This is a genomic window from Acinetobacter sp. YH16032, from assembly GCF_013417345.1.
Taxonomy (GTDB): Bacteria; Pseudomonadota; Gammaproteobacteria; order Pseudomonadales; family Moraxellaceae; genus Acinetobacter.
On the sequence record NZ_VPEE01000004.1, the window covers coordinates 167,025 to 182,237 of the forward strand.

Annotated in this window: 14 protein-coding genes and 3 tRNA genes; 9 read left to right on the forward strand and 8 right to left on the reverse strand. The window is 38.5% G+C overall.

What is annotated here, in order from left to right:
- Positions 1 to 344: 344 nt before the first annotated feature.
- Positions 345 to 881: a DOMON-like domain-containing protein gene (locus tag FTV32_RS05120; RefSeq protein WP_180028122.1), complete on the reverse strand. Its 537-nt coding sequence runs from the start codon at positions 879 to 881 to the stop codon at positions 345 to 347.
- Between the two features lie 15 nt (positions 882 to 896).
- Positions 897 to 1,220 carry a ribosome assembly RNA-binding protein YhbY gene (gene yhbY / locus FTV32_RS05125; protein ID WP_035266903.1) on the reverse strand — a complete coding sequence of 108 codons (324 nt, stop codon included), beginning with the start codon at positions 1,218 to 1,220 and terminating at the stop codon, positions 897 to 899.
- A 195-nt stretch (positions 1,221 to 1,415) separates the two neighbouring features.
- On the opposite strand from yhbY, the gene rlmE reads away from it, so the two are divergent.
- From rlmE to FTV32_RS05145, 4 genes are all read left to right on the forward strand, one after another.
- Positions 1,416 to 2,066, forward strand: a complete 651-nt coding sequence (gene rlmE / locus FTV32_RS05130; RefSeq protein WP_179998526.1) for a 23S rRNA (uridine(2552)-2'-O)-methyltransferase RlmE — start codon at positions 1,416 to 1,418, stop codon at positions 2,064 to 2,066.
- 137 nt (positions 2,067 to 2,203) lie between these two features.
- Entirely contained in the window at positions 2,204 to 4,093 is a 1,890-nt protein-coding gene (ftsH, locus tag FTV32_RS05135; protein WP_035266907.1) for an ATP-dependent zinc metalloprotease FtsH, read from the forward strand.
- A gap of 103 nt (positions 4,094 to 4,196) precedes the next feature.
- A complete protein-coding gene (gene folP / locus FTV32_RS05140) occupies positions 4,197 to 5,051 on the forward strand; it encodes a dihydropteroate synthase (protein ID WP_180028123.1) in 855 nt (284 codons plus the stop codon).
- A gap of 162 nt (positions 5,052 to 5,213) precedes the next feature.
- Positions 5,214 to 5,525, forward strand: coding sequence for a DUF5713 family protein (locus FTV32_RS05145; protein ID WP_035266912.1), 312 nt, complete (start codon positions 5,214 to 5,216; stop codon positions 5,523 to 5,525).
- A 108-nt stretch (positions 5,526 to 5,633) separates the two neighbouring features.
- Here the strand turns inward: FTV32_RS05145 and FTV32_RS05150 are convergent.
- A tRNA-Leu gene (locus FTV32_RS05150) sits at positions 5,634 to 5,719 on the reverse strand.
- A gap of 217 nt (positions 5,720 to 5,936) precedes the next feature.
- Between FTV32_RS05150 and FTV32_RS05155 the strand changes: the two genes are divergently transcribed.
- Positions 5,937 to 7,700: an alkaline phosphatase gene (locus FTV32_RS05155; protein WP_180028124.1), complete on the forward strand. Its 1,764-nt coding sequence runs from the start codon at positions 5,937 to 5,939 to the stop codon at positions 7,698 to 7,700.
- 8 nt (positions 7,701 to 7,708) lie between these two features.
- Here FTV32_RS05155 and FTV32_RS05160 read toward each other — a convergent pair whose 3' ends face one another.
- The 3 genes from FTV32_RS05160 to FTV32_RS05170 all read right to left on the reverse strand — a co-directional run bounded on the left by FTV32_RS05160 (position 7,709) and on the right by FTV32_RS05170 (position 8,728).
- Positions 7,709 to 8,440: a hypothetical protein gene (locus FTV32_RS05160; RefSeq protein WP_180028125.1), complete on the reverse strand. Its 732-nt coding sequence runs from the start codon at positions 8,438 to 8,440 to the stop codon at positions 7,709 to 7,711.
- A 119-nt stretch (positions 8,441 to 8,559) separates the two neighbouring features.
- A tRNA-Leu gene (locus FTV32_RS05165) sits at positions 8,560 to 8,645 on the reverse strand.
- A 9-nt stretch (positions 8,646 to 8,654) separates the two neighbouring features.
- Positions 8,655 to 8,728: transfer RNA gene (locus FTV32_RS05170), tRNA-Cys, on the reverse strand.
- 153 nt (positions 8,729 to 8,881) lie between these two features.
- On the opposite strand from FTV32_RS05170, the gene folD reads away from it, so the two are divergent.
- Together folD and FTV32_RS05180 are read left to right on the forward strand one after the other, a co-directional pair.
- Complete coding sequence (folD, locus tag FTV32_RS05175; protein WP_092765931.1) at positions 8,882 to 9,730, forward strand: bifunctional methylenetetrahydrofolate dehydrogenase/methenyltetrahydrofolate cyclohydrolase FolD; 849 nt, start codon at positions 8,882 to 8,884, stop codon at positions 9,728 to 9,730.
- Between the two features lie 175 nt (positions 9,731 to 9,905).
- Positions 9,906 to 10,586, forward strand: a complete 681-nt coding sequence (locus tag FTV32_RS05180) for a methyltransferase (RefSeq protein ID WP_180028126.1) — start codon at positions 9,906 to 9,908, stop codon at positions 10,584 to 10,586.
- Positions 10,587 to 10,597: 11 nt separating this feature from the next.
- On the opposite strand, the gene FTV32_RS05185 is transcribed toward FTV32_RS05180, so the two are convergent.
- Positions 10,598 to 11,029 (reverse strand): hypothetical protein, encoded by a 432-nt coding sequence (locus tag FTV32_RS05185; protein ID WP_180028127.1) that lies wholly within the window; start codon positions 11,027 to 11,029, stop codon positions 10,598 to 10,600.
- Between the two features lie 143 nt (positions 11,030 to 11,172).
- Positions 11,173 to 13,002: a phosphoenolpyruvate carboxykinase (GTP) gene (locus FTV32_RS05190; protein WP_180028128.1), complete on the reverse strand. Its 1,830-nt coding sequence runs from the start codon at positions 13,000 to 13,002 to the stop codon at positions 11,173 to 11,175.
- Positions 13,003 to 13,409: 407 nt separating this feature from the next.
- Here FTV32_RS05190 and FTV32_RS05195 point away from each other — a divergent pair, with 407 nt between their 5' ends.
- Complete coding sequence (locus tag FTV32_RS05195; protein ID WP_180028129.1) at positions 13,410 to 14,333, forward strand: diacylglycerol kinase family protein; 924 nt, start codon at positions 13,410 to 13,412, stop codon at positions 14,331 to 14,333.
- The gene (locus FTV32_RS05200) at positions 14,330 to 15,106 is read left to right on the forward strand and encodes a metallophosphoesterase (protein ID WP_180028130.1); all 777 of its coding nucleotides are present in this window, start codon (positions 14,330 to 14,332) and stop codon (positions 15,104 to 15,106) included. The genes FTV32_RS05195 and FTV32_RS05200 overlap by 4 nt, the downstream gene beginning before the upstream one ends.
- The last annotated feature ends 107 nt before the right edge of the window (positions 15,107 to 15,213 follow it).

A 15,213-nucleotide genomic window follows, 5' to 3' on the forward strand; every position in this document is an offset into this window, starting at 1 on the left:
GGTAAATATTGAATTGCTTGTTAAAAGCGTAGGTTCAATTATTTAAAGATGAAATTGGTAGTTAGCATGCTGGGTTTTAAAAATTAAACCGAGATCGAATTTAAAGAGATTTGACGCTACTTCGGTGTTTGTGAAGAAATATTTAAGAGCAAATTTGGCTGTTCAAGTGATTAAGGACAATTTTGAAATTAGAAATGAATAACAGGAATTACAAATATAACTAGATATAACACGTTGAGATCAGCTGTATAAAACTTAACTCTAAAAGAGGTGGGAAGAGTCTACAACTATAGAACTGAAATATTGGGGTAAAAAAATAGTGAGATTAAATCTCACTATTTTTTTTAAAACTGATGCAACCAATCGCGCTTGTTATGGAAGTCAGCCTCAGGACTACTATGCTGCATCGCATAATAATGTTTAGCTTGCGATGTGTTTAATACAGCGGATAAGCCAATAAAAATATCCTGCCATTTCAATTTATGTTTTAACATAAACTCCGTTAGATCAAGGCTCACATTTAAACCATAGTGCGTCTTTTTGAGTGAATTCAGTTCTATGTCATAAGCTGCTTGAGGTGGCATATCTTCAGGGTAACGATACTCTTCAAATTGATACGCTTGCCAAGCTTGAGAAGGGGAGAGATTGACTTCACGATAAAAGTCCTGATCTTTCACCCCAATGAAAATTTCAAAGCAGGTTTCTTCCCAAAGAAAATCTCGTCGTGGATGACCAGCTACAATTTCCGGATAAACTAAGTATTGATTTGGGTCACGTAACCAATAGCCCACATTTAGTGTGTATGGACTCGCTTGTTCAATTGCACCAACCAAGGAGATATCAAAGTAACGGTCAAAAGAATTTAGTTCGTAACTTGCCATTCAATGCAACTCAAATTAATTAGAAAGATGTGCGTGGCGAACAAGATTCGAAAGTTTAGGATTTTGTTTTGCCGCTTTCTTATATAAAAGTGCAATCTTTCCAATGGTTTGAACAACCTCTGCACCAGTAACTTCGGCGATTTCAGTAATGACTGCTGCACGAGCATCACGATCTTCACCGCCAATTTTTACTTTAATTAACTCATGATCATTTAAAGCACGTTGAGTTTCTTCAATGACATTTTCAGTTAAACCTTGACCACCTAACATTACCACTGGGTTAAGTGCATGTCCGATTTGACGCAAACGTTTGCGTTCCTGAATTGATAAAGCCGCCATAAAGATAACCTAATTTTAAAAACGACTTAGTATAGCAAATCAAGAGATCAAACGCTTATGTTTCTCAGAAATAATCGATCAACTTAAATCAAAAAACATAAACGATAATCTTGAATTAGATACAGATGAATACTGCAAGGGGGATAAAATTCACGTACAATAAAAAGTTAGAAGATTACGTGTATTTAAAGAGTTATGGCAACACGCATTACCAATCAGAAGTTATCCAAAAGTAGTCGTGCGTGGATGAGAGAGCATTTAGATGACCCGTTTGTGAAAAAAGCACAAAAGGAAGGTTATCGTGCGCGTGCTGCATATAAATTGCTTGAAATCCAAGAGAAATACAAAATCATTAAACCTGGTATGACTGTTGTAGACCTTGGTGCTGCACCTGGTAGTTGGTCCCAAATCGCTGGAAAATTAGTGGGTGATAAAGGTTTAGTGATTGCATCAGATATTTTGGAAATGGATGCACTTCCAGATGTGACGTTCCTGCAAGGAGACTTTCGAGAAGAGGAAGTTTTCGAAAAATTGTTAAATATTTTAAATGGACGAACTGTAGACGTTGTAATTTCAGATATGGCCCCCAATACATCAGGTAATAAGGCCGTTGATCAACCTCGACAAATTTATTTGTGTGAACTTGCATTAGACTTTGCCAATAAAGTTTTAGGTCCGAAAGGACAGTTTGTTGTCAAAGTTTTCCAAGGAACTGGTTTTGACGAATTCCGTAAGGAAGTTGTAGACAGTTTTGAAGTATTAAAAACTGCAAAGCCTGCTGCCTCGCGTGCTCGTTCGAAGGAAGTTTTTTTAATTGGACAGGGCCGTAAAAAGAATTCGCAATAAAGTGACTTGCCAAGTCGCTAAAAAATGTGCATTTTGTACCTTTTGAATATTTTATTGCGAAATTGATTTACTCGCTTTTTGTTAAAGGTCACCCAATTTTGGGCATGATCAAATTAGATTGATATGGGAATAAAGCTTTGAGCGATCTCTTTAAGAATGCCGTTTTATGGCTTGTTATACTTGGTGTGCTGATATTAATTTTCAGCAACATTAGTGACCGTGATAAGCCTGCTGCATTGAACTATTCAGAATTTGTTGCAGCGGTTAATGCTGGTCAAATTAAACAAGTTACCATTGACGGTGAACGAATTAGTGGCGAAAAAGTAAATGGTTCTCCATTTGAGAGTATTCGTCCTGCGGTTCAAGATCCTGAGTTAATGCCGAATCTCATCAAAAATAATGTCGTTGTTGAGGGCACTGCTCCGCAACGTCAAGGTTTATTGATGCAGCTTTTGATCGCAAGCTTTCCAGTACTTTTAATCATTTTGTTATTCATGTTCTTTATGCGCAACATGGGTGGCGGTGCTGGTGGTAAAAACGGCCCGATGAGTTTTGGTAAGTCAAAAGCAAAAATGCTTTCAGAAGACCAAATCAAAGTCACTTTCACAGATGTTGCGGGTTGTGACGAAGCGAAACAAGAAGTCGTTGAAATTGTGGATTTCTTGAAAGATCCAACAAAGTTTAAGCGTCTTGGTGCGAGCATTCCTCGTGGTGTCCTGATGGTAGGTCCACCGGGCACAGGTAAAACTTTACTTGCGAAAGCGATTGCTGGAGAGGCTAAGGTTCCATTCTTTAGTATCTCAGGTTCGGACTTTGTTGAAATGTTCGTTGGTGTTGGTGCATCACGTGTACGTGATATGTTTGAGCAAGCGAAACGTCATGCGCCGTGTATCATTTTCATTGATGAGATTGATGCGGTGGGTCGTCATCGTGGTTCAGGTACTGGTGGTGGTCACGATGAGCGCGAACAAACCTTGAACCAGATGTTGGTGGAAATGGATGGTTTCGAAGGTAATGAAGGTATCATCGTTATTGCTGCGACTAACCGTGCTGACGTTCTAGATAAAGCTTTACTTCGTCCGGGACGTTTCGACCGTCAAGTGATGGTTGGACTTCCAGATATTAAAGGTCGTGAGCAAATCCTGAATGTGCATTTGAAAAAATTACCTTCAGTGACTGGTGTGGATGTCAAAGTATTGGCACGTGGTACTCCAGGGTTCTCTGGTGCGCAATTGGCAAACTTAGTCAATGAAGCTGCGTTATTTGCTGCACGTCGTAATAAAAATACGGTCGATATGCATGACTTTGAAGATGCAAAAGATAAGCTTTATATGGGGCCAGAGCGTAAATCAATGGTTCTTCGTGAAGAAGAGCGTCGCGCAACGGCTTATCATGAAGCAGGTCATGCGATTGTAGCTGAAATGCTTCCAGGCACAGACCCAGTACATAAAGTCACGATCATGCCACGTGGTTGGGCATTAGGTGTAACTTGGCAGCTTCCAGAGTTTGATCAAACCAGTCATTACAAAGACAAAATGTTGAATGAGCTTTCTATTCTGTTTGGTGGTCGTATTGCAGAAGAAATTTTCATTAATCAGATGTCAACTGGGGCTTCTAACGACTTTGAACGTGCAACAAAAATGGCGCGTGCAATGGTGACTAAGTACGGTATGTCTGACAAGATGGGTGTCATGGTTTATGAAGAAGATGCTCAACAGTCATTTATGGGTAGTCTAGGTGGTCGTACTATTTCTGAAACGACTCAACTTGAAGTTGATCGTGAAATTCGCCGTATCCTAGATGAGCAGTACAAAGTTGCACGTGATATCTTAGAAAATAATAAAGATATTGCCCATGCGATGGTAAAAGCTTTGCTTGAGTGGGAAACGATTGATCGTGATCAAATCCGTGACATTATGGAAGGTCGTGAACCTCAACCACCTAAGGTATATGTGGCTGAGAATCCAATTGTAGATGTAACCCCTACAGATGGTCCTTCAACGCCTCCACCTTTACCAGCAAGCTAAAATGAAGGAGCCTCTTATGAGGCTCTTTTTTTTGTGTTGAAATTATCCCTCATGTTTAAATTTTACTTGATATCATGTGAATAGATTTTCTAGGAACATCAATATGCAACTTATCTCTTTACCTAATCAGATTCTTAAATGTGGTGCATTGGAACTTGATTTGTCAAAGCCTCATGTAATGGGTGTGTTAAATGTAACGCCAGATTCGTTTAGTGATGGTGGTAAACACAATAGTGTAGAGGCGGCACTAGAGAGAGCAAAGCAAATGATTGCTGAAGGGGCGAGTGTTATTGATGTAGGTGGTGAGTCAACTCGCCCTGGCGCATCTGCTGTTGATGTTCAAGATGAAGTAGATCGTGTAGTTCCGGTCGTTGAAGCGTTGTCAAAATTGAATGTAGTGATCTCAATCGACACTTCTCAACCAGAAGTGATTAAAAAGGCGGTTAAAGCTGGAGCGCATATTTGGAATGATGTCAGAGCATTAACAAAGCCACATGCTTTAGAAACAGCTGCGGAATTAGATATTCCAGTCATTATCATGCATATGCGTGGTGAGCCAACCACAATGAACCAGTTGGATCAATATGATGATATTACTTTAGATGTGATTTCAGAATTGCAAACTCGATTAGATGCAGCATTAAATGCAGGAATTAAACCTGAAAATATCATGATTGATCCGGGTTTCGGATTTGCAAAAAATGCACATCAAAACCTGAAATTATTAAAAGAGTTGTATAAATTAAATGAGTTGGGCTATCCAATGCTTTCTGCATTATCTCGTAAGCGATTTATTGGTGAAGCTTTAGGTGGTGTACCTGCCCATGAACGTGCAGTGGGTTCGGTGACGGGGCATCTGTTAAGCGTACAGCAAGGAGCATGTATGGTCAGAGCACATGATGTAAAAGAAATGGTGCAAGCTATTCAAATTTGGGCAGCAATGAATAGTGTTAGTTAAATTAAAGGCAGATTTAAGACGGTTAAAATCATCAATGAAAATATTAGCTTAGTTATACTTTGATTAAAAGTGAGATTTACTCCTCGTTTTTATTGTTGGTTTAATGTCTAGCTTGTGTTATATAAGCTCGGTTTTTGTTAATGCTATTACTTGAGCTTTAATATGTTGAATGATGTACTTCTCCCGATGTTCGACGATGAATATTATCCTGATATTCTCGTGGCTGAAATTCAGCAACTCATTGAAAAATTCTCAAAGAAGGTATCTAAGGTGAATTCCGATGCTGAGATTTATCAAATCGCCAATGATATTGTGGCGGAAATTAATGAGATGAAACCTCAGTTCGAAGATCTTGATTCTTCTCTTGATGATGCAGCAGCAGACTATATTGCTGAGGCAATGATGATGGTCGTTCAGGAAGAGGGATTCTTAGATATCGAAATGGAAGAACTTGTTTCAAATAGAGAGTGGTAAATCGCTCTCTATTTTTTTGTGTTGTTATTGTTGTGGCTAAACGCTAGGCATAAAAAAACCAGCTTACGCTGGGTTCTTTATTTACACCATTATTCTCTATCAGAAGAATGGTGCCCGAGGCCAGACTCGAACTGGCACGCTTTGAGGGCGGGGGATTTTAAATCCCCTGTGTCTACCGATTTCACCACTCGGGCATGTGCGCAATAATAGAGGACACTTTTAAGCTTGGCAAGAGAAAATCGTATTATTTGCTTTCTTTTCAATCAACTTGCATTTATTAGATTAAAAAATATAAATTTTGGGGCGATGGTTTATGATATTTGGACATTAAATTGTCATCTGATTGCAATTTTAGCTTCATAAATACGGTTTAAGTTCGAAGTTAAAATAACTCGCCAATTCGTAAATAAAATGAAAAATAAAATCTCAAGACGCGCATTAATTAAAAATTCATTGGCTGGATTAGGTGCGATTTCACTGCCTGTTCTGATTACAGCATGTAATGGCGATGGTCAAACCAGCAATGAGCATAAAGTTGAATTTTTGCATGGAGTGGCGAGTGGAGATCCATTACAGGATCGAATAATTCTTTGGTCGCGAATAACACCTACAGATGTGGCGGCAATATATGAATTAGATTGGGAAATTGCACTTGATGAGAATTTTTCAAATATTGTTCAGATGGGAAAAATCAAGACTTCTGCTGCTAAAGACTTTTGCTTGAAAGTCGATGTACTTAATTTGAGTGCTGATACTCGTTATTATTACCGATTTAAATATGGGCAGATACATTCTCCAATTGGTCGTACGAAGACCTTAGCAACCAAGTCCAATGCGGTTAACTTTGCGGTATGCTCATGCTCAAATTATCCTGCTGGTTATTTTTATGTGTACCGTGAAATTGCGAAGCAGGACGTGGATGCTGTGCTGCATCTGGGTGACTATATTTACGAATATGGCAAAGATGGGTATGCAGCTGAACAAGCCGAAAAGCTTGGTAGAACACTCGATGTGGATAATCAAAACGAGATTTACCGTCTAGAAGATTATCGAAAACGTTATGCAAAATATCGAACAGATCCTGATTTACAAGCGGTTCATCAACGTCATCCATTTATTCTGATTTGGGATGATCATGAGCTGACAAATGATGCATGGAGAGCTGGTGCGCAGAATCATCAACCTGATTTAGAGGGAGATTTCGTAGCACGAAGAACAGCAGCCCTAACCGCTTATTTTGAGTGGATGCCAATCCGCGAAAAAAGCAATAACGATATTCTTCATATTTATCGTCAGTTTAATTTTGGTGATTTAGTTCAACTTAATATGCTAGATACACGTATGTTGGCACGAGATGAGCAACTGGCTTTTGCTTCATTTATGGATGGTGAAAATCTAAATGTTGAGCAATTTAGAGCGGCATTAATGAATGAGCAGCGACAGCTAATAGGGATAGATCAGTTAAATTGGTTGGCGAATAGTCTTCAGAGTTCTCGTGCAATATGGAATGTATTGGGTCAGCAAGTATTGATGGCGAAAATGTTGGTACCTGCTGAAGTATTGCAAATATTAAATGTTGCCAAAAGTGGAATGGTAGATGACAACTTTTTAATAGAAGCTCAAAAACGTCTGATGGAGTTGGTCGCGATTAAATTGCGTTATAAAAATAGTGACCCGAGCTTAACTGACGCTGAATTATCAAGAATCCTAACCGTGATTCCTTATAATTTAGACGCTTGGGATGGTTATTATGCTGAGCGTGAGCGTGTTTATGCTTTGTATGAGCAGTATCAGAAGAAAGTTGTTGTGTTGGCTGGAGATACCCATAATGCGTGGGAGTCTGCATTACATCAACAAAATGGTGAGAAGGTGGGGATTGAATTAGCAACAAGTTCAGTTTCTTCACCAGGTATGGAGAAATATCTCAATTTACCTGAGAACTTAATGCAACAATTTGAACAAGTGTTTATCCAATTGATTGATGAATTAAGATTTTGTAATTTGAATCAACGAGGCTATTTAAAATTGAGCTTTGATTCTACGCAATTGAGTGCAGATTGGTTGTTTTTAACAGATATTCATTCACAGAAGTATCAAGTTGATCAACTCAGATTGCACTCAACAACGTATGATACCAATTTGAATATAATTAAAGTAATGCAGCAAGCAAGTTGATCGTAGCGCTACATGATGCTATCGATATATTTTTCTATATCGGTATGCTTGTAGCGCATACACAATTTGTTTTCATAGTTCATCAAATGAACATAAAGTTGCGCATTTTTTTGTTTTTGTTCAATCAATAATTGATGCTGCTTTGAGTTTTTGGATGAAAAGATTAGTTTTAAGTAAAGCTTAAAATTTTGTTTATAACTCCAGAAAGCCACTCTACGAATTTCTTGAATGTAGTAATAGTTTTCTTTAGAAGTATTTTCTCGGAATAAATTCTCTTTATAAAATTTAACGAAACCAAAATTCATAGCGAAATAAAACAAAATTCCCTGTAAGAACCAACTTTCCATAAAAGCGATATTTAAACTTTGTAAAAGAATGAGGATGGTCAGTTTGAATGGGGTATTTTTAAGTTGCTGGTAAGTTGAGATGCTACTATGCTTGATCTGTTTGAGGATGATTGGCGTAATCAGCATAAAAAATAACATGATACACAACACAGCACTCCCGCCAGATTGAAAGCCTTCTAAAAAAACAATGTGTTGTTTAAGCAAAAGGGTTAACAAATATGAGCAAGGGAGGAAAATCATTAATGCAAGTGCAAGCGGGATCAGTTCTTTACGCTCATCTAGAATCCCTTTGGTCTTTAACTGACTATAGAGCAAGAAGTTTTTTTTAAACGCTTGAGGATATTGTTGTTTTAGTTCTTGAAGATATTGAGCAACTTGCTGATTTTGATTCATTTGAATATGAAATTCTGAAGATGAGTGATTATAGCAGATGAGTTTAAAGAAAATGCAGACATAAAAAAACCAGCTTACGCTGGGTTCTTTATTTACACCATTATTCTCTATTAGAAGAATGGTGCCCGAGGCCAGACTCGAACTGGCACGCTTTGTGGGCGGGGGATTTTAAATCCCCTGTGTCTACCGATTTCACCACTCGGGCTTAACAAGATGGAGGCGGAGGTCGGAATCGAACCGGCGTACACGGAGTTGCAGTCCGCTGCATGACCACTCTGCCACCCCGCCATGTCTTGTTGATGCGTATATTAACAAGCTCTGAAAAAAAAACAATAGTGCTTTTATTCGTATGTGCAGAAAAACAGCATATAACGGAAATTATTTAAAATATTCATGTAGAATGTGCGAAATTGATTCATATCAACACTTGGGAGATGTGCCGTGGCATTAGTTTTAGATGGTCGTGCATTGGCAAAACAAATTGAGGCTGATTTGTTAACTCGCGTAGAAGCGTTAAAAGCAAAATCAGGACGTACTCCAATTCTTGCGACGATTTTAGTAGGTGACGATGGTGCATCTGCAACTTATGTGCGTATGAAGGGTAATGCATGCCGCCGTGTTGGTATGGATTCACTTAAAGTTGAACTACCAAAAGAAACGACGACAGAACAATTGCTTGCTGAAATTGAAAAACTCAATGCAAATCCTGATGTTCACGGTATTCTTTTACAACATCCAGTACCTGCGCAAATTGATGAGCGAGCGTGTTTTGATGCGATCTCACTTGAAAAAGATGTGGATGGTGTTACTTGCCTTGGTTATGGTCGTATGGCAATGGGTGAAGCGGCTTACGGTTCTGCGACACCTGCTGGTATTATGACGATTCTGAAAGAAAACAACATTGAAATCGCAGGTAAGCATGCGGTTGTTGTAGGTCGTTCTGCAATTTTGGGTAAACCAATGGCAGCTATGCTTCTCGAGGCGAATGCTACTGTAACGATTTGTCACTCTCGTACACAAGACCTTGCTAGCTTTGTGAAGCAAGCGGATATCATTGTGGGTGCAGTGGGTAAAGCTGAATTGATTCAAAAAGATTGGATTAAACCTGGTGCAGTAGTTGTTGATGCTGGTTTCCATCCACGTGATGGCGGTGGTGTGGGCGATATTCAACTTGTTGGTATTGAAGATATTGCTTCAGCTTACACACCAGTACCGGGTGGTGTAGGACCAATGACAATCACAACGTTGATTCGTCAAACAGTTGAAGCAGCTGAAAAAGCTTTAGGTTAATATTATCTCCCTCTCTTGCGCCGTATACGGCTCAGGGAAAGGGTCGGGGTGAGGGTATTGAGTTAGATAAATCCTCTCCCTAACCCTCTCCTTTAAAAAAGGAGAGGGAACTCTCTTTATTAATTTAGGTTTCGTATTTGAAACTCAAATTTTGCATATTTAAAAATAAAATCCAATGAGCTGTACTTTCCAATTTCCTAAAGCGCCTGAACATTTACTAAAAGCCTTACATGATGTGATTCCACATTGTGAACTTCATGCACAGCAACTGCCTGATACACCAATTTCACTTTGGCTCATTCCACCCGTTTTTCCAACCGATAAGCTAGATGATGAAGTTATTCGTCGTATTTGGAATGATACGCCATATTGGATTTTCTGTTGGGCATCAGGTTTAGCAATGGCACAATGGTTATTGGCTGAACCGCATCATGTGAAAGACAAAGTGGTTTTAGACTTTGGCGCAGGTTCAGGCGTAGTCGCGATTGCAGCGAAAATGGCAGGGGCAAAGCGTGTCATTTGCTGTGATATCGACCAAGTTGGTTTGGATGCGTGTCGTGCCAATGCTGAATTGAATGATGTTGAGCTTGAATATTTGGATGACTTATATAAAGCTGAGCAGGTTGATATCTTGTTGGCGGCTGATGTGTTGTATGACCAGTGCAATCGTTTCTTCTTAGATGAGTTTTTAAAATTTGCACCTGAGGTGTGGGTGGCGGATAGTCGTGTAAAAAACTTTAGTCATCCGAAGTATGAAAAGCTTGATGAACGCAGTGCAACGACATGGCCAGACTTGGATGAATCACCTGAATTTAGAAATGTCAGTTTTTATAAGACACTCAATGAAGTACATTGAGTGTCCTAAGTTTAGAGTGTGCAGTTAAAGCGAACGACTTGTAAGAGGCTAGGCTTAGTTTCTAAAGAAAGACGTGTATTGTAGTCTTCATTGCTGTATAGGCTTTGAGTGTTTGAGAGTCCGAATGATGTTCGTGATTGACCAATTTGCACTTGTTGAGTTTCTTGAGTTTTATAATTGGGATTAGCAATTTCATTTACACTCAAAATGGTGGTTTTATATCGTTGAGTGTGCCCTAGAACTTGTTGGCAAGTACGTTGTAATTTGTGTTCATCAATATTTTGGTTGGCGCGTGCAGAGAGGGTATACGAAATATTGGCAGAATTCTCTGATTTATTTTCAATTTGATATCCTGTAGCTCCATTGTGCTGTCGCGGAACAGATTGACAGGCTGTAAGCATAAGGGCGATTAAACAAGAGCCAATCATTTCTATTTTTTTCATTATTTGATCCTAATAAGCTGTTTAAATCAGTATGCCATAAGTGTGACAACTTATTGGTACTAATAAACGTTACTAAATACACTTTATTCAGTTTGTTTGAAGTAAAAAAAAGGTCACCGAAGTGACCTTTTTTCTCATTATGCTTAAGCAGATTTAACCGCTTCTAAAAGCTCAGCTTGACGTTTTTTCAACGCTTCTGGTAAACGATCACCAAGTTTGTTAAATAATTCAGTATGGCTTTCAAGTTCTTTGATCCATTGCTCTTTGTCTTGAGAAGTCACAAGGTCAAATTGCTCTTTCGTAAAGTCTGAACCAGTCCAGTTCAACTTTTCGTAAGTTGGAACACGACCAATTGGAGTTTCAACAGCGTCAGCACGACCTTCACAGCGATCGATAATCCACTCAAGAACACGCATGTTTTGACCGAAACCAGGCCATACAAAGTTGCCTTCAGCATCACGACGGAACCAGTTCACGTTGTAAATACCAGGAAGCTTGTTACCAGCAGCTGCAGCTTTCTCACCAACTTTCTCACCCATTTCTAACCAATGTGTGAAGTAGTCAGCCATGTTGTAGCCAGCAAATGGAAGCATCGCAAATGGATCGCGACGAACAATACCTTGTTGACCAACAGCAGCAGCAGTTGTTTCAGAACCCATCGTTGCAGCTTTATAAACACCGTCAACCCAGTCAAATGCTTCTGAAATTAGAGGCACTGTGTCCGCACGGCGACCACCAAAGATGAACGCAGAGATTGGAACACCTGCTGGATTTTCCCAGTCAGCATCAATAGAAGGGCATTGACCAGCTGAAACTGTGAAACGCGCATTTGGATGAGCTGCTTTTTCTTCACCAGTATGTGGTTGACCTTTCCAGTTAGTTAGGTTGGCAGGTGCTTCTTTAGAAAGACCTTCCCACCATACTTCACCGTTGTCAGTCACGGCAACGTTTGTATAGATCACGTCTTTATGAAGCGTAGCCATACAGTTCGGGTTCGTCTTTGTATTTGTGCCAGGAGCTACACCGAAGAAACCTGCTTCAGGATTGATTGCATATAAGCGACCATCTTCACCTGGTTTGATCCAAGCAATATCGTCACCTACAGTTTCAATCTTCCAGCCTTCATAACCTGCTGGTGGAATTAACATTGCAAAGTTTGTTTTACCACAAGCAGATGGGAATGCAGCTGCGATGTAGTGTTTTTCACCTTGTGGATTTGTCACACCAAGGATGAGCATGTGTTCAGCTAACCAGCCTTGCTGACGACCCATGAATGATGCGATACGTAATGCTAAGCATTTTTTACCAAGCAATGCGTTACCACCATAACCAGAACCAAATGACCAAATTTCACGAGTTTCTGGATAATGAACGATATATTTTTCTTTGTTGCAAGGCCAAGCAACGTCTTTTTGACCTTCTTCCAATGGTGCACCTACAGTGTGTACACATGGAACAAATTCGCCATCAGTGCCTAGAACGTCATAAACAGCTTTACCCATGCGAGCCATTTTAGACATGCTGACTGCAACATAAGGAGAGTCAGTAAGTTCGATACCAATGTGAGCAATATGAGAACCTAAAGGTCCCATAGAGAAAGGTACAACGTACAAAGTACGACCTTTCATAGAACCGTCAAATAAACCGTTTAATTTTTCACGCATAACCGCTGGAGCTTCCCAGTTGTTAGTTGCGCCAGCATCTTCTTTGTTTTCAGAGCAGATAAAAGTACGGTCTTCAACACGAGCAACGTCAGAAGGATCAGAGTTTGCAAGATATGAACCAGGGTGCTTTTCTTGGTTAAGCGCTTGCATTGTGCCGTTAGCGATCATCAAGTCGATATAACGTTGATATTCTTCTGCGCTACCGTCACACCATTCAATTTTTGCTGGTTTTGTTAGTTTAGCAATCTCTTCCACCCAAGCAATAAGCTTAGGGTGACGAACGAATTCTGGTGCGTTCACTTGGGTCATGGTGAGGCCTATATCAAAAGTGTACAATGTGGTGTACAAATAATATCTAGATGCTGGTTTGCAGACTCTAGATTCAGTATGAAAAAAAAGTGGCTGTATTAAAGCATATTTTCTTAAAAAAAATAAGACCAAAGGCTTAAATAGTGCTTAAGACTTGATTGGTGTTAAGTTTATGTAATTATTTGATATTTTTTTAAAAAATGAGTGATTTATTTTTTATTTTTAATTTTTATGTTTGGTATTTATAGTTTAAATATTCATTTAAAATAAAAACTTAATTAAAATATGAGATCAATTCTCATCATCGAAAAATCAAATGAACATCATTTAAAAATTACATAAATTGGCTTTTAATTGAGTAGTAAATAGACGAAATTTTAAAGTAATTCAATTTTTAAACTCATAAAATGAATTCAATGCTAAAGCCTTTGTCTATGATTTTTAATGAAAAATCTGGATTTCATGCCACCAATAATGATCAAATTTATGAACAACTTATGCATTACTGGACAGATCTAGGTTTTGAAATACAAGTTTTTGATATTGCTTCAGAAATGAGTGTTCAAGCACTCATCGAAAAAGTTCATCTTCGACATTTAAATCATGATAATCAGGGGGTGATTGTGGTTGCTGGCGGGGATGGAACGTTAAATTCTGTGGCTAATTATTTATTACATCAAACCATCCCTTTGGTAATTTTACCTTTAGGGACATTCAATTATGTTGCACGGGTTTTGAATATTCCTTTAGATATTCTCGAAGCTGCAAAACTGGTGGTTGAAGGTAAGCCTAAAGCGGTACATGTGGCAAAAATTAATGATGCCATTTATCTAAATAATGCGAGTTTGGGTCTTTATCCATTGTTTATTAAAAAAAGAGAGTTATATAACCAAAAACTAGGGCGTCTACCATTACATGCCTATACTTCTGGCTTAGATGTGTTGATTCGTGATCGTAAAGAATTAAAGTTAGAAATTGAGGTGGATGGTGTGAATTATGCAGTTAAAACTCCTTTATTATTTTTAGGCAATAACCAACTTCAATTAAAAGAAATGAACCTCAATATCGCTAAAACGGCAGAAGAGGGTCGGGTTGCGGGAGTTGTACTTGCTCGCACGGATAAGCTGAGTATTTTTAAAACACTCATCCAACTCATTCGTGGAAAATTAGATCAGGCAGCAGACGTATATAGTTTTAGTGCGGATCATGTGCGAATACGTTCTCATCAAAAAAAAATGACAGTAGCAATCGATGGAGAAATTATTCAACTGGATTCACCATTAGATATTCATGTTGAAAGAAATGCACTGACCTTAATGGTGCCACAATGATTTTACATTTGTCTGATTTGCATTTTGGAACTGAGCAACAAGACTGTTTAGATGCAATTGCTCACTTTGTTGCAGAACATTTGATCGAAGCTGTTGTGGTCAGTGGTGATCTCACTCAAAGGGCAAGATTTTCACAGTTTTATCACTGCAAAAAATTTCTAGAAGAACTTAATGTTCCTTATATTGTGATTCCGGGTAATCACGATATTCCTTTGTTTCATTTATGGCGCAGATTTTTAAGTCCGTTTCATCGGTATAAGTTGTTTTTTGGTGAAATGGAACAGACCTTAGAAACTGAGCATTTTTATATTATAGGAATCAATACAATTCATCCTAAGTACCATACGAAAGGTCGTATTACTGAGTTTCAAATTCAGGAAATTGATCAAAAAATGAAATTGGCTCCTCAAGATAAATTAAAAATTCTGCTTACGCATCAACCTTTCTATAGTGGTGATCACGGTATAAATATGTCTAAAGATCGTCCTAAAAATACTGAAAAAGCCCTAAAGACATGGGCAAGCTCAGGGTTGAATGCAATTCTACATGGTCATTTACATGTATCTGCTGTTTATGATCTGAATAAGATTTTCCAACTTAATGCTCAGCATCCAATATTGGATATTCATGCAGGTACCGCTACGTCACATCGTTTACATCATGACTTTTCTAATAGTTTTAATCTAATTGATGAAAAACTGAAGGTGCGTGAATATCGCTTTGATTCGAGATTCAAGAAATTTTATTTAGTTGCAAATCGGAATGAAGGCTAAATTATCGAAATGCCTAAAAAAAATACAAAAAATTAAATTTTTTTTCATTTTCCCCTTGAAGCAATTTTTTCCATCCCCACAAAAGTGACATCAAATAATTTTGGTGG